Source organism: Rhizobium sp. AQ_MP (assembly GCF_014237835.1).
Classification (GTDB): domain Bacteria; phylum Pseudomonadota; class Alphaproteobacteria; order Rhizobiales; family Rhizobiaceae; genus Allorhizobium.
This window is the reverse complement of record NZ_JACJVI010000014.1, coordinates 114,017-134,544: the sequence shown is the minus strand read 5'-3', so window position 1 is coordinate 134,544 and position 20,528 is coordinate 114,017. Positions and strand designations below refer to the sequence as shown.

General features: G+C 61.3%; 19 protein-coding genes. 15 read left to right on the top strand and 4 right to left on the bottom strand.

What is annotated here, in order from left to right; all coding sequences use genetic code 11:
- From H6M51_RS18795 to H6M51_RS18755, 9 genes are all read left to right on the top strand, one after another.
- Positions 1 to 555, top strand: a 555-nt coding sequence (locus H6M51_RS18795) for a TRAP transporter small permease subunit (protein ID WP_348644531.1), incomplete at its 5' end; no start/stop codon positions are given.
- A gap of 8 nt (positions 556 to 563) precedes the next feature.
- Positions 564 to 1,901 (top strand): TRAP transporter large permease subunit, encoded by a 1,338-nt coding sequence (locus H6M51_RS18790; protein ID WP_185811360.1) that lies wholly within the window; start codon positions 564 to 566, stop codon positions 1,899 to 1,901.
- A 105-nt stretch (positions 1,902 to 2,006) separates the two neighbouring features.
- The gene (locus H6M51_RS18785) at positions 2,007 to 3,047 is read left to right on the top strand and encodes a TRAP transporter substrate-binding protein (RefSeq protein WP_185811352.1); all 1,041 of its coding nucleotides are present in this window, start codon (positions 2,007 to 2,009) and stop codon (positions 3,045 to 3,047) included.
- Positions 3,048 to 3,132: 85 nt separating this feature from the next.
- Positions 3,133 to 4,500 carry a glutamine synthetase family protein gene (locus H6M51_RS18780; protein ID WP_185811351.1) on the top strand — a complete coding sequence of 456 codons (1,368 nt, stop codon included), beginning with the start codon at positions 3,133 to 3,135 and terminating at the stop codon, positions 4,498 to 4,500.
- Between the two features lie 56 nt (positions 4,501 to 4,556).
- Positions 4,557 to 4,988 (top strand): helix-turn-helix transcriptional regulator, encoded by a 432-nt coding sequence (locus H6M51_RS18775; protein ID WP_185811350.1) that lies wholly within the window; start codon positions 4,557 to 4,559, stop codon positions 4,986 to 4,988.
- On the top strand, positions 4,978 to 5,397 hold the full coding sequence (locus H6M51_RS18770) for a type II toxin-antitoxin system VapC family toxin (RefSeq protein WP_185811349.1): 420 nt from the start codon (positions 4,978 to 4,980) through the stop codon (positions 5,395 to 5,397). Before H6M51_RS18775 ends, H6M51_RS18770 begins: the two co-directional genes overlap by 11 nt.
- Before the next feature lie 19 nt (positions 5,398 to 5,416).
- Complete coding sequence (locus tag H6M51_RS18765) at positions 5,417 to 6,802, top strand: aldehyde dehydrogenase family protein (RefSeq protein ID WP_185811348.1); 1,386 nt, start codon at positions 5,417 to 5,419, stop codon at positions 6,800 to 6,802.
- Positions 6,799 to 7,944: an iron-containing alcohol dehydrogenase gene (locus H6M51_RS18760; protein WP_185811347.1), complete on the top strand. Its 1,146-nt coding sequence runs from the start codon at positions 6,799 to 6,801 to the stop codon at positions 7,942 to 7,944. The genes H6M51_RS18765 and H6M51_RS18760 overlap by 4 nt, the downstream gene beginning before the upstream one ends.
- 353 nt (positions 7,945 to 8,297) lie before the next feature.
- Entirely contained in the window at positions 8,298 to 9,017 is a 720-nt protein-coding gene (locus H6M51_RS18755; protein WP_185811346.1) for a ParA family protein, read from the top strand.
- Positions 9,018 to 9,118: 101 nt separating this feature from the next.
- Here the strand turns inward: H6M51_RS18755 and H6M51_RS18750 are convergent, their stop codons facing one another.
- Positions 9,119 to 10,474 carry a L,D-transpeptidase gene (locus tag H6M51_RS18750; RefSeq protein WP_185811345.1) on the bottom strand — a complete coding sequence of 452 codons (1,356 nt, stop codon included), beginning with the start codon at positions 10,472 to 10,474 and terminating at the stop codon, positions 9,119 to 9,121.
- Positions 10,475 to 10,630: 156 nt separating this feature from the next.
- Here H6M51_RS18750 and H6M51_RS18745 point away from each other — a divergent pair, with 156 nt between their 5' ends.
- From H6M51_RS18745 to H6M51_RS18730, 4 genes are all read left to right on the top strand, one after another.
- Positions 10,631 to 11,113: a MarR family winged helix-turn-helix transcriptional regulator gene (locus H6M51_RS18745; protein ID WP_246780574.1), complete on the top strand. Its 483-nt coding sequence runs from the start codon at positions 10,631 to 10,633 to the stop codon at positions 11,111 to 11,113.
- Positions 11,110 to 11,937, top strand: a complete 828-nt coding sequence (locus H6M51_RS18740) for a DUF4432 family protein (RefSeq protein WP_185811344.1) — start codon at positions 11,110 to 11,112, stop codon at positions 11,935 to 11,937. The genes H6M51_RS18745 and H6M51_RS18740 overlap by 4 nt, the downstream gene beginning before the upstream one ends.
- A gap of 83 nt (positions 11,938 to 12,020) precedes the next feature.
- Positions 12,021 to 12,359, top strand: a complete 339-nt coding sequence (locus H6M51_RS18735) for a TIGR01244 family sulfur transferase (protein WP_185811343.1) — start codon at positions 12,021 to 12,023, stop codon at positions 12,357 to 12,359.
- 82 nt (positions 12,360 to 12,441) lie between these two features.
- Positions 12,442 to 12,783 (top strand): RidA family protein, encoded by a 342-nt coding sequence (locus H6M51_RS18730; RefSeq protein WP_185811342.1) that lies wholly within the window; start codon positions 12,442 to 12,444, stop codon positions 12,781 to 12,783.
- Between the two features lie 75 nt (positions 12,784 to 12,858).
- On the opposite strand, the gene H6M51_RS18725 is transcribed toward H6M51_RS18730, so the two are convergent.
- The 3 genes from H6M51_RS18725 to H6M51_RS18715 form a co-directional block, all read right to left on the bottom strand.
- Positions 12,859 to 14,511 carry a thiamine pyrophosphate-binding protein gene (locus H6M51_RS18725; RefSeq protein WP_185811341.1) on the bottom strand — a complete coding sequence of 551 codons (1,653 nt, stop codon included), beginning with the start codon at positions 14,509 to 14,511 and terminating at the stop codon, positions 12,859 to 12,861.
- Positions 14,508 to 15,707 carry a CaiB/BaiF CoA-transferase family protein gene (locus tag H6M51_RS18720; protein WP_185811340.1) on the bottom strand — a complete coding sequence of 400 codons (1,200 nt, stop codon included), beginning with the start codon at positions 15,705 to 15,707 and terminating at the stop codon, positions 14,508 to 14,510. Before H6M51_RS18720 ends, H6M51_RS18725 begins: the two co-directional genes overlap by 4 nt.
- 160 nt (positions 15,708 to 15,867) lie before the next feature.
- On the bottom strand, positions 15,868 to 16,794 hold the full coding sequence (locus H6M51_RS18715; RefSeq protein WP_185811339.1) for an alpha/beta hydrolase: 927 nt from the start codon (positions 16,792 to 16,794) through the stop codon (positions 15,868 to 15,870).
- 136 nt (positions 16,795 to 16,930) lie between these two features.
- Between H6M51_RS18715 and H6M51_RS18710 the strand changes: the two genes are divergently transcribed.
- Positions 16,931 to 18,706, top strand: coding sequence for a hypothetical protein (locus H6M51_RS18710; RefSeq protein ID WP_185811338.1), 1,776 nt, complete (start codon positions 16,931 to 16,933; stop codon positions 18,704 to 18,706).
- 129 nt (positions 18,707 to 18,835) lie between these two features.
- Complete coding sequence (gene ettA / locus H6M51_RS18705) at positions 18,836 to 20,485, top strand: energy-dependent translational throttle protein EttA (protein ID WP_185811337.1); 1,650 nt, start codon at positions 18,836 to 18,838, stop codon at positions 20,483 to 20,485.
- Positions 20,486 to 20,528: the final 43 nt, after the last annotated feature.

Sequence of the window (20,528 nt, the reverse complement as noted above, 5' to 3'; positions counted from 1 at the left end):
AACAAGACGAGGACCGATCGGGCGGTTCGGGGCGGCGGTGAGCTGATGCCGCAGGCTCTCCAGACCTATGTGCGCGTCATCGACGCCTTTAATCGCCGCGTCGGGCGCATCGTCATGTACGGCGTCTTCGTCATGATGGGCATCCTGCTCTATTCGTCCATTTCGAAAGGCCTCTTCCTGCCAGCCCACTGGACGCTGGAAATGGCCCAGTTCGTCATGGCGGGCTACTACCTGCTCGGCGGCGCCTACTCGCTGCAGCTCGACAGTCACGTGCGCATGGATCTGCTTTATGGTCGCTGGTCGCCAAGGACGAAGGCCGTTGTCGACGTGATCACCATCATGATGCTGTTCGTCTACCTCTTCTTTCTGTTGTGGGGCGGCGTATCGAGCACGAACTATGCACTGGAATATGGTGAAACCAGCTATTCCTCCTGGTCGCCCTACATGGCACCGGTGAAGATCGTGATGGTCATCGGCATCTTCGTGACCTTCCTGCAGGCCACATCGATCTTCATCAAGGATCTTGCGGTTGCGATGGGGAGGCCAATCGCATGAGCGAGTTCCTGAGCTACGAAATGATCGCGCTCCTGATGTTCTCGTCGATGATGATGTCGATGCTCACGGGCCAGCGCGTGTTTGCGACGATCGGCTTTGTCGGCGTTGTCGCGGCGGCTCTGCTCTGGGGCAATGGCGGCTTCGAGATGGGCTTTTCGGCCGGCATGAAGCTGATGAAGTGGTATCCACTGCTGACGCTGCCGCTGTTCATCTACATGGGCTACATGCTGTCGGAATCCGGCATTGCCGAGGACCTCTACAAGGCCTTCCATGTCTGGTTTGGCGGCATGCCGGGCGGCCTTGCTGTCGGAACAGTCGGGCTCATGGTGGTGATCTCGGCGATGAACGGGCTCTCCGTTGCCGGCATGGCCATCGGTGCCTCCATCGCGCTGCCGGAACTGCTTCGCCGCGGCTATGACAAGATCATGGTGTCCGGCGTCATCCAGGCCGGCAGCTCGCTGGGGATCCTCATCCCGCCCAGCGTGGTCCTGGTGCTCTACGGCATGATCGCACGCCAGCCGGTCAGCCAGCTCTGGCTGGCAGGGGTCTTCCCGGGGCTGATGCTTGCGACTATGTTCTGCCTCTACATCATCATCCGATGCCGCCTCAATCCGGCGCTGGGTCCGGCTCTTCCCAAGGAAGAGCGCGACATACCCATGATCGAGAAGCTGAAACTTGCCCGTGCCGGCGTGCTGCCCTTCCTCATCTTCTTCCTGATGATGGGGCTCTTCCTGATGGGGATCACCAGCCTGGTGGAGAGTTCGGCCGTCGGTGCGCTCGGTGCTCTTTTCGCCGCCTGGTACAAAGGTCGCCTGACCAAGGCCGTATGGAACCGGGTCCTCGAACAGACCCTCGGCATTTCCTGCATGTTCATGTGGATCATCCTGGCGGCGCTGTGCTTCGGTGCTGTTTTCGACGGGCTCGGCGCCGTTCGTGCGATCGAGAAGCTGCTGGTCAACGATATCGGCCTTACACCGTGGCAGATCCTGATCATGATGCAGCTGTCGTTCCTGGTCATGGGAGCATTCCTCGACGATACGGCCATGCTGGTCATCGTGGCGCCGCTCTACATTCCGCTGGTCGGCAAGCTCGATCTCGGGGTCGACAATGCGCTCATCTGGTACGGCGTGCTCTACACGATCACCTGCCAGATCGCCTACATGACCCCTCCCTTCGGTTACAATCTCTTCCTGATGAAGGCGATGGCGCCTCCGGACATCCGTCTCATCGACATCTATCGGTCGGTCGTGCCCTTCGTGTTGATCATGATCCTGGGCATGGTGATCATCATGATCTTCCCGCAGATCGCGACGTGGCTGCCAAGCCAGATCTATCTCCGAGGCTAGCGTTCGAATGACAAGAGGTCCGGCAAACGGGCCCGGCACCAGGACTACCCGCTCGACTGCAAAGTCGGAGGGCTCGAAAAGAAACGAAGAACAGAGGGAAACGAAATGACTAACAGCAGACGTTCATTCCTGAAGACCGCCGCCATGGCGACCCCTGCCGTTCTGGCAGCCCCTTACGTCAAGGCCCAGAACGCCAAGATCACCTGGCGCCTGCAGACCTATGCCGGTGCGGCACTTGCCGAATTCGTTGTTCGCCCGGCGGTCGATGCCTTCAACAAGGCTGCAAACGGCGAGATGGAGATCCAGCTTTTCACGGCCGACCAGCTTGTACCGACTGGCGAACTCTTCCGCGCCATGCAGGCGGGCACCATCGACGCCGTCCAGTCGGACGACGATTCGATGAACTCGCCCGTCGACATCAAGGTCTTCGGCGGCTACTTCCCGTTTGCCTCGCGCTACAGCCTCGACGTACCGACCCTGTTTTACGAATACGGCCTCGCCGAAATCTGGGATCAGGCCTATTCGGAAGTGGGCGTGAAATGGCTCTCCGCCGGCGCGTGGGATCCCTGCAACTTTGCCACCAACAAGCCGATCACCAAGCTCGACGACCTGAAGGGCCTGCGCGTCTTCACCTTCCCGACCGCCGGCCAGTTCCTGTCACAGTTCGGCGTGGTGCCGGTCACCATCCCCTTCGAGGATGTTCCGGTCGCCATGCAGACGGGTGAAATCGACGCCATCGCATGGTCGGGTATCACCGAGGTCTTCACCTCCGGCTGGGTCGACGTCACCAAGTACTTCCTGACCAACAATGTTTCCGGCGGCTGGTGCGGCTCGTTCTTTGCCAATGCCGATCGCTGGAACGAAGTGCCCGAACATCTCAAGGTTCTCTGGCAGATGTGCATGGACAGTTCGCACTACAAGCGTCTGCATTGGTATTGGGGCGGCGAAGCGCGCCTGCGTGCGGAAGGCGGTCGCCTCGAACTCACCAGCATTCCGGATGCGGAATGGAAGACCGTCGAGGATGCGGCGCATGTCTTTTGGGAAGAGGTCGCCAAGCAGACCGAGCGCACCGGCAAGGTCGTCGAGATCCTCAAGAAGTACAATGCCGACATGGAGAAGGCCGGCAAGCCGTACCGTTACGGCTGATCAGCAGAAGCGGTGGCCCGGCTCCAGGCCGGGTCACCATCATAGAAAAGACGCATGAACCACGCGCTGCCCTGGGAACACCGAAATGACCACTTACACATTCGAAGATCTGAAGAAGGACGTCGCCGAGGGGCGCATCGACACGGTATTGGCGTGTCAGGTGGACATGCAGGGCCGTTTGATGGGCAAGCGCTTCCAGGCGGAGTATTTCGTCGAAAGCGCCTACAAGGAAACCCATAGCTGCAACTATCTGCTCGCGACCGACATGGAGATGGAAACCGTCTCCGGCTACAAGGCGACGAGCTGGGAGAAGGGCTACGGCGACTATACGATGAAGCCGGATCTTTCGACGCTTCGTCGGATCCCCTGGCTCGAAGGCACCGCCCTCGTGCTCTGCGACATGCTCGATCACGCCACCCATGCGGAGGTACCGCATTCGCCGCGCGCGATCCTGAAGAAGCAGGTCGCGCGTCTCGAAGCCATGGGCATGAAGGCCTTCATGGCGACGGAACTCGAGTTCTTCCTCTTCGACCAGACCTATGACGAGGCACGACTTTCGGGCTATCGGGACCTCAAGCTTGTCTCGGGCTACAACGAGGACTACCACATCTTCCAGACCACCAAGGAAGAGGATGTGATGCGGGCGATCCGCAAGGGTCTGCAGGGCGCTGGTATCCCGGTCGAGAACTCCAAGGGCGAGGCCTCTGCCGGCCAGGAAGAGATTAACGTCCGTTATGCCGACGCGCTGTCCATGGCCGACCGGCACGTCATTATCAAGAATGGCTGCAAGGAGATCGCCTGGTCGAAGGGCAAGGCCATCACCTTCCTTGCAAAGTGGCATTACAATGCCGCCGGTTCGTCCTCGCATATCCATCAGTCGCTGTGGTCCGCCGATGGCAAGACGCCGCTCTTCTTCGACGAGAAGGGCCAGTACGGCATGTCTGAAACGATGAAGCACTACATGGCGGGGCTGCTCAGTCACGCTTCGGAAATTACCTATTTCCTTGCGCCTTACATCAATTCCTACAAGCGCTTCATGGCCGGCACATTCGCGCCGACCAAGGCGATCTGGTCGAAGGACAACCGCACCGCGGGCTACCGTCTCTGCGGCGACGGCACGAAGGGTATCCGCGTCGAATGCCGTGTGGGTGGCTCCGATCTCAATCCCTATCTCGCCATGGCTGCCCTTCTCGCGGCCGGCATCGACGGGATCGAGAAGAAGATGGAACTCGAGCCTGCCTTCACCGGCGACGCCTACGGCGCGCAGGGCGTTCGCGAGATCCCGCGTACGCTGCGGGCGGCAACGGAAACGTTGAAGGATTCGGCCATGCTCAGGGCTGCATTCGGCGATGACGTGGTCGACCACTATGTTCGTGCTGCCGAATGGGAACAGGAGGAATATGACCGTCGGATTACCGACTGGGAGGTGGCGCGCGGCTTTGAGCGGGCGTGATTCTGTTGCTGTGAGGTCCACGGGCTGGTAAAATCACAACAGTCCGGAGGTGCATCATGATCGACAGTGCCTGGTTCTATCGACAGCTTGAACAGGAAGGCCGTTCTCTTCGCGCCATGGCGCGGGAGCTCGGTCTCGACCCGAGTGCGGTGTCACGGATGCTGCGGGGCGAGCGAAAGATGAGCGCCGAGGAGCAGGACGGGATCGCCGCCTATTTCGGTGTGCCGCTTGCGGTGGTTGCTGCCAAGCGGCGCGGGGAGGTTGTCGGCTTCGCGGAAGAGGGGCAGGAGGGGTACGCAATCGGACCCGGTCGCAAACCCGTCGAGGATGTGTCTGGCGATCTGATGACCGAGAAGGACAATGAGGCGGGGCTGAGCTTTTACGAGCGTGTCCGTGGCTGCATGAAGGGAACCATCACGATCATGCCGGGAACTGATCTCACGGCGCCGACTGATCCCGAATGGGCCAAGGTTTACGATGACGACTGAACGGTATCTTCTGGATACTTGCGCGATCATCTATCTGGCCCATGACATGCCGGTTTCGAAGGGCTTGCTAGATGTTCTGGATTTCATGCCGTCCAGAGTGGACACTGTACTTGTGTCGCCATTCTCGGCTTGGGAGCTTGGAATGCTGGTTGCCAAGGGACGGATCGTGCTTGGACGTCCGCCAGCGGAGTGGTTTCGAATTGCGTGCGTGCGCTTCGATATCAGTACCGTTCCCTTATCGGCGGAAGTCTTGGTTTCAGCCTCCTTTCTGCCCGAGCCGCTGCATGGCGATCCGGCTGACCGCATCCTGATCGCCACTGCGCGGTCTTATGATTTGACGATCGTGACCCGCGACCGCGCCATTCTGACCTATGGCGCGGCGGGGCATGTGAAAGTACTGGCCTGCTAGGCCGAAGGAGCAAGTGAGAATGACGATGATCCAATGCATTTCGCCGATCGACGGATCGGTTTACGCCGAGCGACCGGCGATGTCGCTGGAAGCGGCAAGCGAGGCCGTTGCCCGTGCGCGCAAGGCGCAGAAAGCCTGGGCGCGCCGGCCGCTCGAAGACCGCATCCAGCTCGTGCTGAAGGGCGTGGCCCGTCTCAACGAGATGTCCGGCGAAGTCGTACCCGAGCTTGCCCACATGATGGGCCGTCCGGTGCGTTATGGTGGCGAATACAAGGGCTTTAACGAGCGCTCCAACTATGTCGCCGCGATCGCTGCGGATGCGCTGGCGCCTCTCGTCGTCGAAGCCAGCGACAAGTTCGAGCGCCGCATCGAGCGCGAGCCGCATGGCGTCGTCTTCGTCATCGCGCCGTGGAACTATCCCTACATGACCGCGATCAACACGATCGCGCCGGCGCTCATGGCGGGCAATACCGTCGTCATCAAGCATGCGACCCAGACGCTGCTGGTCGGCGAGCGCATGGTGCGCGCCTTCGTCGAGGCCGGCGTGCCGGATGATGTCTTCATCAACCTCTTCCTCGATCACGCCACGACATCTGCCTTGATCGCGGCCGGCAACTTCAACTTCATCAACTTCACCGGTTCGGTCGAAGGCGGGCGTTCGATCGAGCGGGCCGCCGCCGGCACCTTTGCCGGTCTCGGCCTCGAACTCGGCGGCAAGGACCCGGGTTACGTCATGGAAGACGCAGACCTCGACGCTGCCGTCGATACGCTGATGGATGGCGCGACCTACAATTCCGGGCAGTGCTGCTGCGGCATCGAGCGCGTCTACGTGCATGAGAGCCTCTACGATTCCTTCGTCGAGAAGTCGGTCGCCTGGGTGTCGAACTACAAGCTCGGCAATCCGCTCGATCCAGAAACGTCGCTCGGGCCGATGGCCAACAAGCGTTTTGCCAAGGTCGTGCGCGAGCAGATCGCCGATGCCGTGTCGAAGGGCGCCAAGGCACTGGTCGATCCGAAGCTCTTCCCCGCCGATGACGGCGGCGCCTATATCATGCCGCAGATCCTGGTGAACGTGGATCACTCCATGACCTTCATGAAGGAAGAAACCTTCGGCCCGGCCGTCGGCATCATGAAGGTGAAGAGCGACGCCGAGGCGCTCGAATTGATGAATGACAGCCCCTATGGTCTGACCGCCTCGCTCTGGACGCAGGATCCCGAACGCGCCGCCCGCATCGGTCGTGACATCGAGACCGGCACCGTCTTCATGAACCGCGCCGACTATCTCGATCCGGCGCTTTGCTGGACCGGCGTCAAGGAAACCGGCAAGGGCGGCTCGCTCTCCGTGCTCGGCTTCCAGAACCTTACCCGTCCGAAATCCTACCACCTGAAGAAAGTCACGAAATGAACATCGTCGCCAATTGGAGCTACCCCACCGCCGTCAAGATGGGACGTGGCCGCATCAAGGAACTGGCGGACGCCTGCAAGTCGCTCGGCATGAAGAAGCCGCTCCTGATCACCGACCGGGGTCTCGCGCCGATGGCGATCACGCAGACGGCGCTCGATGTGCTCGAAGAAGCCGGTCTTGGTCGCGCGCTGTTTGCCGATGTCGACCCGAACCCCAACGAGAAGAACTTGGAAGCCGGCATCAAGGCCTACAAGGATGGCGGCCATGACGGCGTCGTGGCCTTCGGCGGCGGCTCGGGGCTGGATCTCGGCAAGTGCGTTGCCTTCATGGCCGGTCAGACGAGACCTGTCTGGGACTTCGAGGACATCGGTGACTGGTGGACTCGCGCGAACTCCGACGGCATCGCGCCGATCGTTGCCGTGCCGACCACCGCGGGCACCGGATCGGAAGTCGGCCGCGCTTCAGTCATCACCAATTCCGTCACCCACGTGAAGAAGATCATCTTCCATCCGAAGTTCTTGCCCGGCGTCGTCATCTGCGATCCGGAACTGACCGTCGGCATGCCGAAGATGATCACGGCGGGCACGGGCATGGATGCCTTCGCGCACTGCCTGGAAGCCTATTCCTCGCCTTTCTATCACCCGATGAGCCAGGGCATCGCGCTTGAGGGCATGCGGCTGGTCAAGGAATTCCTGCCACGCGCCTACAAGGACGGCACGGATATCGAGGCCCGAACCAACATGATGTCGGCGGCTGCCATGGGTGCCGTCGCGTTCCAGAAGGGGCTCGGCGCGATCCATGCGCTGTCGCATCCGATCGGCGCCGTCTACAACACCCATCACGGCATGACGAATGCTGTGGTGATGCCTCCGGTGCTGAAGTTCAACCGTCACGTCATCGAGGACCGAATCGAGCGGGCGGCTGCCTATCTCGGTATTTCCGGTGGCTTCGACGGCTTCTACGACTATGTGCTCGCCCTGCGCGCCGAACTCAACGTCCCGGCTGATCTCTCTGCGATGGGCATTGCCAATGACCGTATCGACGAGCTCTCGGCCATGGCGATCGAAGATCCGAGCGCCGGTGGCAACCCGGTCAAGATGACGCTGGAAAACACCAAGCAGCTGTTTGCGGATTGCTTCTGACACGGCGAATCGCCCAACGATGGCCCGGGGACACCGTCCTGGGGCCATCACTTGCGCCCGGCTACATGGCGCGGTTCCGATCTCCGGCAAGACCTAGAGCGCCCCGAGGTTTAAGCTCTCTTTGCCTGTCGGGCCGTGCATGCCGAGGTGATGCATGGGCGGACACCAGCTCATTCCTATCTCCGAATATGCTATGTTTTTCCGCCGCTTCTCCCCATTAAGGGGGAGGGGAGCGCTGGGGTTGTTTCCACTTTGTTAACCATGTTTGGGCCATCATGCATACATGTGGCGCCGATGACGCAGGTTGCCCCAGAGCGATGAGCCGCTCGGATCCGACCTCCCAAGGAAACAGCATGCCAGTCATTTCATTTGCCAATGCCAAGGGTGGTGCCGGCAAGACCACCGCAGCCCTTCTGCTCGCCACCGAACTGGCCCATCAAGGATATCGCGTCGCCATCCTGGATGCCGATCCGCAGCGCTGGATTACCCAGTGGCACGAGATCTCCGGCCCCCAGCGCAATATCGAAGTCGTTTCGGAAGTGACCGTTGCCTCTGTTCAGGGGCATATCCGCGAGCTGTCTCGCACCAACGACTACATCATCATGGATCTGGCCGGCGCACGCGATGCGATGGTGACGACCGCGATCGGTCTCTCGGATCATGTAATGATCCCGGTTCAGGGCTGCGCCATGGATGCCAAGGGTGGCGCTCAGATCCTCGACCTGATCAAGCTGATGGAAGATGCCGGGAACCTGGTCATTCCGCATTCGGTTGTTCTGACCCGTGTCACCTCCATGGTCACGACCCGGGCACTTCTGACCATCAAGGGTCTCTTGGCTGCCCGTGGTGTCAATGTCGTGAACACGCCGATTGCCGAACGCAGCGCTTATCGCGAGATCTTCGACTGTGGCGGCACGCTGTATTCCATGGATGCAGCGAAGATCAGCAATCTCGACAAGGCCCAGGAAAACGCCAGGTCTTTCGCATCCGAGGTCATGCGCCTGCTGCCGGTCAAGATTATCCGCTCCGGCGAGCCGCGCCGCCTGTTCCGGCTTGTCCGTTCGGCAGCCTGAGGCTTCTCTCAGCATTTGTCCAAACGAAGAAACCGCCGGTTCTGCCGGCGGTTTCTTCGTTTCAAACGTCATGTTTTCCGTTGGCGCGCTCGGCGTGCCGGTTACTCAACAAATTCGACCGTCACGCCGGGCTTCACCATCTTGGCAAGCTCCGTCGCATCCCAGTTGGTCAGGCGGATGCAGCCATGGCTCTGGGTGCGACCGATCTTGGAAGGTTCCGGGGTGCCGTGGATCCCGTAGGTCGGCTTGGACAGCGCCAGCCAGACCGTGCCAACAGGGCCGTTCGGACCCGGTGGTATCTGCAGGACTTGCGTGTTGTTGCCCTGCTGGAAGTTGACCTTCGGGTTGTAGGTGTAACCCGGATTGAGGGCGATGCGATCGATCGTCACCGTGCCGGTGGGCGAGGGCGTATCCGCCGAGCCGATGCTTGCGGGATAGGCGGCGATCAGGCTGCCATCCTCGCCATAGGCGAAGACCTGCTTCAATCCCTTGTTGGCGACGATGCGGGCGACATTGCCCTTCTTGGCCGGGCCTGGTTCGACAACCTTGATGATCGTGCCGGGGATCGAGAAGTCGACGCCGGGGTTCAGTTCGCGCAGATAGGCCTCATCCATATGGAAGCGCTCGGCCAGCATTTCGACCGTCGAGGTGTAGGACATGGCCGGCAGCTGCGCCTTGTGGGCGTAGTCATCCGGGATCGAGGCGACAAAGGGACCCGCGGCATCGCCGGCCGTGATCGTGTAGCTTTTGATCGCCAGGCCGCCGGAGAGGCGCAGGCGCTCAAGAATGTCATCCGCATTGTTCGGGTCGAGTGTTTCACCCGTCATCTGTTCCCAGGCGACGATTGCCTTGTTGACGTTCTGGCCCATCTTGCCATCGATGACACCAGGCGAGATGCCTTCGCGATCGAGAAAGACCTGAAGCGCTGTAATCTCCAGGCGAGACAGATTGCTCTTGACCGGGATTTCCGGCGTCACCATGCGGGTGGGCGCAGTATCGGCGGGAGCCGGCAGATCAGGCCCGCCATAGGGCATGTCCTGAGGTACGCCATCCTGGGGGATGCCGGCGCCCGGCGCCGCATCCGGTATCGACGCGGTCGTCACATCGTCATCCCAGCCGCGCGGTGCAGGCTGCGGCTCCGCATAGGGGTCATAGACCCCCGGAAGGCCGCGGTCGCGGCCACGCTGGCGTGGCGGGTAGTAGCTTTCCGCAGGAATCTCGGTTGCGACCAGATTGCCCATGCGATCGACCAGAACCGTGCGCCCCATCCGGTCACGGCTAATGAAGACTTCGCCAGCCTCCGGGACATAATCGAGAATGTCACCCTCGGGAGAAATCAAAAGAGTTTGTGATCGGTTGTAGTTATACACCGACTGAGCTGATGTCGCGCTCACGGAAACGAGTGAAGCGGCGGCAAGAGCCAACAGTATCAAGCCAGAATTTCTGAAGTCGAACACGATGCGATTCCTCGTCTATGCCGGCGACAAACGCGATAAATTTGACACTAATGTGGAAAAGGTGAATTCATAATGAAGATTGGGTTAACTCTCTGCGGGGGCGGATGAGAAAGCCAGGCTGTATGTACCAGCGTGTCACCATGGCGGAGGGGGAGAATGCAAGATCGACTGAGGATGGAAACCTTCATTCCGTTTCGACTGCTCAGGGTTGCGGAGAGTGTCGACCACGGCTTCATGCAGTTCTGCGGGCCGGAGGACGAATTGTCCTGGTCGGAGTGGCAGGTTCTGTGGTCGCTGGGCGAGCACACACCAACGACCGCAAAAGCCATTTCATCCCATTCCGGCCTGTCAAAGACGAAAATCAGCCGCGCCGTGAAGGTGTTGGAGGACAAGGGTTACCTCATTCGCAAAAAAGATCGTCTCGACAGGCGTTTCGAACTCCTCACCCTAACGCAGAAGGGGCAGTTGCGGTTCGAACGCCTGGCGAAAGAGGCGAGCGCGTTCCAGCGCTGGCTTGAGCGCAGCGTCAACATCGCTTATCTCGCTTCGCTCGACAGCGGGCTTGGTGGACTGGAGGATCTGATTTCCACCGGTCACCTCAGAGCGCCGCAGCGGCAAGCCGAGGAACCCATCGCATGATCATGTTTTCCGGTCCCAGGGGACCGCGTCTGGCGCTCGATGAAGGATCGGTGTTCGATATTGGTGCCTGCATCGTGGAGGGGATCGATCTTTCGCCAGGACGGGCGATCCCGGATGATGGCGATCCGCGCATCGATCATTCGCTGCAGGGTTTTCTTTTCACCTGCGGTCCGGACCACATTCGCCATCGCGAGCCGATCGCAGGAACGGATCGCCACTATCCGCTGCACGGATCGTTTTCTGCCAATCCGGCCCGCTCGACAGAGATGACCGTCGAGGGCGAGGATCTCGTGGCGCGCGCCGTTGTGGACGTTGCGCTTGCAGATGGTGGCAAGGCAGAATTGCGGCGGCAATGGCGTGTGAAAGGCGATAGCGGCGAGGTGCAGCTTGCCGATACGGTCGTCAATGTCGGAGAGACCGCGTTTCCGACGTTTCTGATGTATCACATGAATCTCGGCGCCAGACACTTCGATGCCGGCACGCGGCTGGAAGGCGCGATGCTGGAAAGCGGTGGGCTTCCCTGGTCCTTCGGAGAAGGGGATGGTGACATCTTCTGTGTTCCGGCCGGGCATGGCGGCTGGGCTGAGCTGAGGCTTGGACCGATTGCGGCTATCGGCGGCAAGAGGCTCAAAGTTCGTTTCCGCACCGATACGCTGCCGCATCTGCAGGTCTGGCGGAACCAGAGGCTGCCTGCCCATGTGCTGGGGATCGAGCCCGTCTCGCATCGCTGGGTGGGCCGCGCCGCGCTCGAAGCGGCAGGCGAATTCAACATTCTGCAGCCGGGTGAAAGCCGCGACTACGGTCTGGCATTTTCCTTCGTCTAAGGCGGGACGGCGAGCCTGTCGCGATTGACGCTCATGGATGCCCGTCGTAGATGTTTGGCCCAAGGAAATTGACGAGGTGCCCGATGAACATCCGTGAGATCAACGAGGAATATTCCGTCAGCGGCCAGATCACCGTCGAAGAAGTCGACGAGATCAAGGCGCTCGGCTTCAAGTCGATCGTCTGCCATCGGCCCGACGGCGAAGACTTCGGCCAACCTGAATTTGCCGCGATTGCAAAACGCGCCGAAGAACTGGGCCTCAAGATCAAGCATGTGCCTGTCGGCCCGATGGGTGTCACGCCCGATGCCGTCGCCGACATGGTCGATGCGCTGGAGGAATTCGAGCGCCCCATGCTCGGCTATTGCCGCTCGGGCGCGCGTTCGACCGCGACCTACGAACACGCGCTTCGCCAGCGCGGCTGATCCCATTTCGTCACCATCGCTGGCCGGGCCTTCGCGTCCGGCTTCTGCGTGTTTTACCCAAGCCTCAAGCAGGAGTTTTCCCATGAGCATCAAGCGTATCGAGCCCGGCAAGCGCATGAGCGGCGCCGTCGTCCACGGCAACACCGTCTATCTCGCCGGCCAGGTTGGCGAAGGCGCCTCCGTGACCGAGCAGTCGAAGTCGGCGCTTGCCGAAGTCGACCGCCTGCTGGCCGCTGCCGGCTCGGACAAGTCGAAGATCCTGCAGACGATCATCTACCTCTCGGACATGTCGACCTTCGGCGAAATGAACGCCGTCTGGGAAGCCTGGATCGACCCGGCCAACCCGCCGGCCCGTGCCACGTCGCAAGCCGCCCTCGCGACCCCGGACTACAAGGTCGAGTTCATCGTCACGGCGGCGATCTGATTTTTCAGGGACGTTGCTGAATACGAAAAGGCCGGGAGCGATCCCGGCCTTTTCTCGTTTCTGATCAACTGCCTATCAGGCCTTGTTGCGAATTTGAGTCAAGGTGCGCGTCGGCGTGATCGCCTCCGGATCCAGCTTGATCTCGATGATTGCGGGCTTGCCGGAGGCTCGGGCGCGCAGGAAGGCGGGGGCGAAGTCTTCGGTCTTTTCGACGGTTTCGCCGTGGCCGCCATAGGCCTTGGCGAGTGCCGCGAAATCGGGATTGGTGAGATCGGTGGCGCTGACACGGCCCGGATATTCGCGCTCCTGGTGCATGCGGATCGTGCCGTACATGCCGTTGTTGATAACAAGCGTGATGATCGGCAGGTTGTAGCGGATCGCGGTCGCGAATTCCTGGCCATGCATCATGAAGCAGCCGTCGCCGGCAAAGCAGATGACTTCACGTTCGGGGAAGAGCTGCTTGGCGGCGACTGCTGCCGGAAGGCCGTAACCCATCGAGCCGGAGGTCGGGGCGGCCTGGGTGTTAAACGCCTGGAAGCGATGGAATCGATGCAGCCAGGTGGCGTAGTTGCCGGCGCCATTGGTGAAGATCGCGTCCTTCGGCGTATTGGCTTCGATCCATTCCATGATGGGGCCCATCTGCACGGCGCCGGGGCCAGCCTTCGGCGGTGTCGACCAGGCGAGATAGGTGGCATGCATGGATTCGGTACGCTCGGCCCAGGCAGGGGCGGTGGGTGCCTCCAGGGTAGCGAGCGCTGCGACGAACTCCTCAGGGGCGGCACAGATGGCGAGATCGGCGCGGTAGACGCGGCCGAGTTCGGACGGGTCCGGGTGGATATGGACGAGCTTTTGCGCCGGGTAGGGGATGTCCATCAGCGTGTAGGACGAGGACGGCATTTCGGAAAAACGGCCGCCAAGCAAGACCAGGAGATCTGCTTCCTTCACTTCCTTGGCGAGCGCCGGGTTGATGCCGATTCCGACATCGCCAGCGTAGGACGGATGCAGGTGGTCGAAGAGCATCTGGCGGCGGAAGGAGCAGCCGACCGGCAGCTTGAACTTTTCCGCAAAGGTCTGGAAGCCGGCGACGGACGTCTCGCTCCAGCGCGTGCCGCCGAGAACGACCATCGGACGCTTGGCGGTCTTCAGCATCTCGCCGAGGGCGGCGATCTGGCTCGGGCCGGGATGGGCCTCAACCGGCGTGTAGGGCTTGGCTTCCGGGGCTTCGACTTCGTCGAGCAGCATGTCTTCGGGCAGCGTCAGCACGACCGGGCCGGGGCGGCCGGAGGTGGCGACGGCAAAGGCGCGGGTGACGAATTCCGGGATGCGGCGGGCGTCGTCGATCTCGCCCACCCATTTGGCAAACTCGGTGAAGGCGCGGCGATACTCGACCTCCTGGAAGGCTTCGCGCTCCTTCATGTCTCGACCGATCTGGCCGATGAAGAGGATCATCGGGATCGAATCCTGCTTCGCGACGTGCAGGCCGGCCGAGGCGTTGGTGGCGCCTGGGCCGCGGGTCACCATGCAGATGCCGGGCTTGCCGGTGAGGCGACCCCAGGTGTCGGCCATCATCGCAGCGCCACCTTCCTGGCGGCAGACCAGCGTCTCGATGCCGCTGTCCTTCAGCGCATCAAGCACGGCCAGGTAACTTTCGCCGGGAACGCAGGACACGCGCTCGACGCCGTTGGCCTTCAAGGCTTCGACGATCAGGGCTCCACCGGTTCTCTTCATTTCGTCTTCCTTTCCAGCTCGGCCAGTTCGGCCAGAATGTCTTCGCCATGCTCGCCGATGCGCGGGCTCGGGCGCTCGTAGCGCAGGGTGGTTTCGGAGAGCACGATCGGCGTGCGCACGCTCGGGATCACGGTGCCCTTGTCGTCGGTCAGCTCAATCTTCAGGCCGCGCGCCTGGACCTGCGGGTCGGCGAACATTTCCTCGATCGAGTTGATCGGTCCAGCCGGCACGGCGTTCGCTTCACAGGCGGAGAGCAGGTCGCGCTTCTGCCACTTCTCTGTTTCTGCCGTGACGATACGGCGGACCTCGACCTTGTTGGCGATGCGGGCCTTGTTGGTGGCGAAGCGCTCGTCGTCGGCAACAGCGGGGATGCCGAGGATCGTGCAGAGGCGCTTGAACTGGCCGTCATTTCCGACGGCCAGGATCAGATGGCCGTCTGATGTGGGCACGACTTCATAGGGGCTGATATTCGGATGGGCATTGCCAAGCCGGGTCGGGGGCTTGCCGGAGATCAGGTAGTTCATGTTCTGGTTGGCGAGCACTGCCGACATGACGTCGAGCAGGGCCATGTCGACGAACTGGCCCTGGCCGGTCTTCATCACGTGGATGAGGGCAGCCTGGATGGCTGTCACGGCATAGATGCCGGTGAAGATGTCGGCGATGGCGACCCCCGCCTTCATCGGCTCGCCGTCCTTTTCGCCCGTGATCGACATGAAGCCGGACATGCCCTGGACGATATAGTCATAGCCGGCGAAATCGGCATAGGGGCCGTTCTGGCCAAAGCCTGTGATCGAGCAGTAGACGAGCTTCGGGTTGATCGCCTTCAGGCTTGCGTAATCGAGGCCGTATTTCTCAAGGCCGCCGCGCTTGAAGTTCTCGATGACGACGTCTGCCGACGCGCAGAGGCGGCGGACGGTCTCCTGGCCTTCCGGCGTCTTCAGGTCGACCGCGATCGAGCGCTTGTTGCGGTTGGTCGAATGGTAATAGGCAGCCGAAAGGTTCTCGCCATCAACGCCCTCGACGAAGGGAGGCCCCCAGGCGCGGGTGTCGTCGCCACCTTCCGGGTTCTCCACCTTGATCACGTCTGCGCCGAGATCGGCAAGCATCTGGCCTGCCCAGGGCCCGGCCAGCACGCGGGCAAGTTCGATCACGCGGATGCCTGATAGCGGTGGCGGGGCGGGTTGCTTAGACGTCATTGCGCGATCCTGTGCGGCGTCGTCATATGAGGCGATCCGACGGAATTGGATCGCTTGCCATGACAAGAACTGCTGTCAGTCGAGCTATACTGCCGGATTTTGCCATTCGCACCTGATATTCTCTCATGGCATCATTCCGTTTCGGCAATATCCTGACGCTTCAGGGGCCAAGATTGGCGAGCCACCCAAGGAAATCGGCAATCGGTTTTTCACGGCCGATCTCGTTCAGTGTCTCGTGGCGCATAGTCTCGTAGACCGTCGTTTCGACATCGGTCATGCCGACATCGAGCATGCGCTGGCCGAGCCAACGGATTTCGCGGCCCTTGTTGGTCGCCGGATCCTGGCCGCCGCCGACGAGATAGACCGGAAGCCGCTGCGGCAGGCGGGCGAGGCGTTCCGGGTCTGCGCCTGCGAAGGTGAGTCTGAAGATATCTCTCCACATCGAGACGCTGGCGTCGAAGCCGCACAGCGGATCGGCGATATAGGCGTCGACTTCCTTCGGGTCATGCGACAGCCAGTCGAAGGCGGTGCGATGGCCGGGAATGGCGCGTCCCCAGGCGGCAAAAGTTGCCTTGGGCAGGATGAGGGAAGGGACGTCGGAGCCCTTCAGCATTTGTTCGAGATAGAGCACGCCCTGGGCGAAACGGCCTGCCAAGCCCGGATTGAAGTTTGAGTTCCAGATGGTCAGGGCATTGAAGGATTGCGGGTGCGCCGTCGCGACATTCAGCGCAATCAGGCCACCCATGGAATGGCCGAAAAGAGTGACCGGGAGAGCGGGATGCCGCTCCAGGGCGAGGTCCCGCATCGCCATGACATCGGAGATGACCTTTGCCACCCCGTCCTGGCGGGCAAAGAGGCCGAGGGCGGCATCCGGTGCCGTCGTCTCGCCATGGCCGCGATGGTCGTGCGCATAGACATGATAGCCGCGCGCCGCCAGAGCTACCGCAAACGCCTGGTAACGGCGGGAATGCTCGGCAAGCCCATGGCAGATGAGGACGATGCCGCGTGGTTCCGTCGTGGATGGCTGATGGTGATAGGCGAGGCGGGCGCCTGACGGTCTATCCAGCCACAGTCGTTCCGAAAACATCGCGCTCTCCCGTTCCCCATGTTTTCCGTGTGTTGCGCGACGCGAATGCGCTGTCAATCGATGCTGAAACGAACAAAGGAAATGTTCACGGCTTGCGGGCTAGGTTGAGACTTCTTTGGCAGGCGGGACTTGGTAAATGGCCGAAACACGCAGTTCACGGGATGTGACGAGGTCGCTGCATCCCGTCGTTGTGATCCTCGCCGCGCTTGCCGTGATCCTCGCCTTCGACATGCTCGACGGTACATCATTCTTCAAAGACATCGACGACGAACTGCGTCTGCTCCAGCTTCGCCATCTGCTCGAGACCGGCGGATGGTATGATCCGAGCCTGCCGATGATCCGGATGCCGGAGGTCTATCTGTCACCCTGGTCGCGGCTCATCGATCTTCCTTATGTGGTGATTGCCACCGCGCTGTCGCCGGTTTTCGGGATGGAGTTAGCGTTGCATGTCGCAACTCTGGTCTGGCCGCCCCTGATGCTTCTGGCCGTGGGCTGGCTTGCCGTCGAATTTGCGCGTGCCGTCACACCGAGCGAAGAGCTTTCCACCCTGTCCTGGCTGCTGGTCGGACTGCTGCTTATCGTGGCCGCTGGTGAATTTGCGCCTGGGCGGATCGATCATCACAACATGCAGATCGTGCTGATGATGCTGATCCTGCTGGGGCTCGTCACCGATCGCCGGCACGGTGGCCTGATGATTGGAACCGGAGCAACGCTGTCGCTCGTCATCGGGCTCGAATGCCTGCCATTTGTGGCGCTTGCGCTTGCGCTGGTCGCCATTGGCTTCATCCTGGACGTTGATCGCAGTCGCCGAATTCTCGCCGATACGGGATTATCGATGGTGTTGGTATCGATCCTCGCCGGGCTGTTGTTCCTCGGGCCGCACGGCATGCTCGCAACAGCCTGCGACGCCTATTCGGCACCGTTCATCACCGCGATTTCTGGCTATGGAGCCTGCTTCTGGCTCTCTGCTAGATTCATGCCTGCTCGCTCATCCTGGTGGGGTCGCCTCATGGTTCTGTCTCTCGGTGGCGCTTTTGTCACCGGGGTGCTCGCTTACCTCTATCCCCTGTGCCTGGCGGGCCCCTATCATATGATCGATGCGGTCTCCCGGCTCTACTGGTTCGATCGTATCCTGCAGGAGAACAATGTCCTTGCCTTCCGGCAGGAGGGTATGACCGGGCTTCAGATGCTGGCCTTCCTGCTGGTCATGTCGATCATCGCATTCTTCGCCTGTCCGATCTGGCGCGCCGAAAGCCGTGGCAGCTTCCGCCATTGGGCGGCTTTCCTGTTTGCCACAAGCACGATCGTCACGACCATCGTCCTCATCCGCTATGTGCGGTTTCCCGTGGCGCTGATGCCGCTCTATCTGCCGCTCGCACTGGCGGTCCTGGCCGCGCCGGGGGCGTCGGGCGTCCGTCGGTCTCTGGCTGTCCTGCCGGTCTTGGTCGGCATGCTGCTGATCGGGGCCCTCTATCTTTTCATTCCCGTCGAGCCGCCACGGCAGGATTCCGTCTGGCTGATGTCAGCAGATGATTGCCGGGGGGAAGACTTTACCGAATTGCAGGCGCTGCCGCCTGGCCGCATCATGGCGCCGACAGGTCTGGGCCTGGCGCTGGCGAGCCATGTGCCCGATGGTGTCTCGGTGGCGGCCATCCCATTTCATCGTGCGTCCCCTGGCATTCGCCGGAGTTTCACGGTTTTTGCCATGGCCGATGATGCGCAGCGCAAGGCGTTGCTCGATGGCTATGACTATGTCGCCGTCTGCCATGCGCCATTCGAGTTGCCACCGCAAGAAGCGCCGTTCTACGCGGCGCTCGTCAACGATCGGGGCTGGCCGGGTCTGGTGCCGCTGCCGGTTGAGGGTGAGGGGAGGCTGCGGCTGTTCCGGATCGACCACGACCGGATGATGTGAGCTTGCGCCGTGATAACTCCTTCGGAGCAGAAATTCCCGGCATGAAGGCTGTCGCCGCATTGCCCCCTTTGCCAGTTTCGCCTACATAGCGGCAACTTTCCCCTTTTCGACGCGCGGAGCTCCCCGACGATGGCACGTCAGTTCATCTACCACATGGCCGGCCTCAACAAGGCCTACGGCAACAAGAAGATCCTCGAGAACATCCATCTCTCCTTCTATCCCGACGCCAAGATCGGCATTCTCGGCCCGAACGGTGCCGGTAAGTCGACCGTGCTCAAGATCATGGCCGGTCTCGACAAGGAGTGGACGGGTGAGGCCTGGCTCGCCGATGGCGCGACGCTTGGCTATCTGCCGCAGGAGCCGCAGCTCGATCCGACCAAGACCGTGTTCGAAAACGTGATGGAAGGTGTTGCCGACAAGACGGCCATCCTCAATCGCTACAACGAACTGATGATGAACTATTCCGACGAGACCGCGGAAGAGGGCTCCAAGCTCCAGGACATTATCGACAGCCAGAACCTCTGGGATCTGGAGAGCCAGGTCGAAATGGCCATGGATGCGCTGCGCTGCCCGCCGGGCGATGCCGATGTGTCCAACCTGTCGGGTGGTGAGCGCCGCCGCGTGGCACTCTGCCAGCTCCTCTTGCGCAAGCCGGACCTGCTGCTGCTCGACGAACCGACCAACCACCTGGACGCCGAGACGATCGCCTGGCTCGAAAAGCACCTGCGCGAATATCCGGGCGCCATCCTGATGGTCACCCACGACCGCTACTTCCTCGACAACGTCACGGGCTGGATCCTCGAGCTCGACCGTGGTCGCGGCATTCCCTATGAAGGCAATTACTCGGCCTATCTGACTGCAAAGGCCAAGCGCCTGGCGCAGGAAGAGCGCGAGGAAGGCAGCCGCCAGAAGGCGCTGTCGCGCGAACAGGAATGGATCGCCGCAAGCCCGAAGGCCCGTCAGGCAAAGTCCAAGGCGCGTATCCGCGCCTATGACGAACTGGTGGCCGCTGCCGAAAACCGTCGTCCGGGTGAAGCCCAGATCATCATCCCGGTCGGAGAACGTCTCGGCCAGGTGGTTATTGAGGCCGAAAACCTCACCAAGGCCTATGACGGCCGCGTGCTGTTCGAGAACCTCTCCTTCAAGCTGCCGCCGGGCGGCATTGTCGGCGTCATTGGCCCGAACGGTGCCGGTAAGTCGACGCTGTTCCGTCTGATCACCGGTCAGGAAACGCCGGATAGCGGCTCGATCCGTATCGGCGACACGGTGCATCTCGGTTACGTCGACCAAAGCCGCGATTCGCTCGATGGTTCGAAGAACGTCTGGGAGGAAATCTCGGGCGGCAACGACATCATCAAGCTCGGCAAGTACGACATGAACAGCCGTGCCTATTGCGGCGCCTTCAACTTCAAGGGCGGCGACCAGCAGCAGAAGGTCGGCAATCTCTCAGGCGGTCAGCGCAACCGCGTGCATCTCGCCAAGATGCTGAAGGCGGGCGGCAACGTGCTGCTGCTTGACGAACCGACCAACGACCTCGACACCGAAACCCTTGGCGCCCTCGAAGACGCGCTGGAAAACTTCGCTGGCTGCGCCGTCATCATCAGCCACGACCGCATGTTCCTCGACCGTCTTGCGACCCATATCCTGGCTTTTGAAGGCGATAGCCATGTCGAATGGTTCGAAGGCAACTTCGAAGACTACGAGCAGGACAAGATCCGTCGTCTGGGGCCTGATTCGGTCAATCCGAAGCGCGTGACCTACAAGCGCCTGACGCGCTGAAGCGAGACTGATCTCAAATTACATAGGGGGCCGGCTTCGAAAG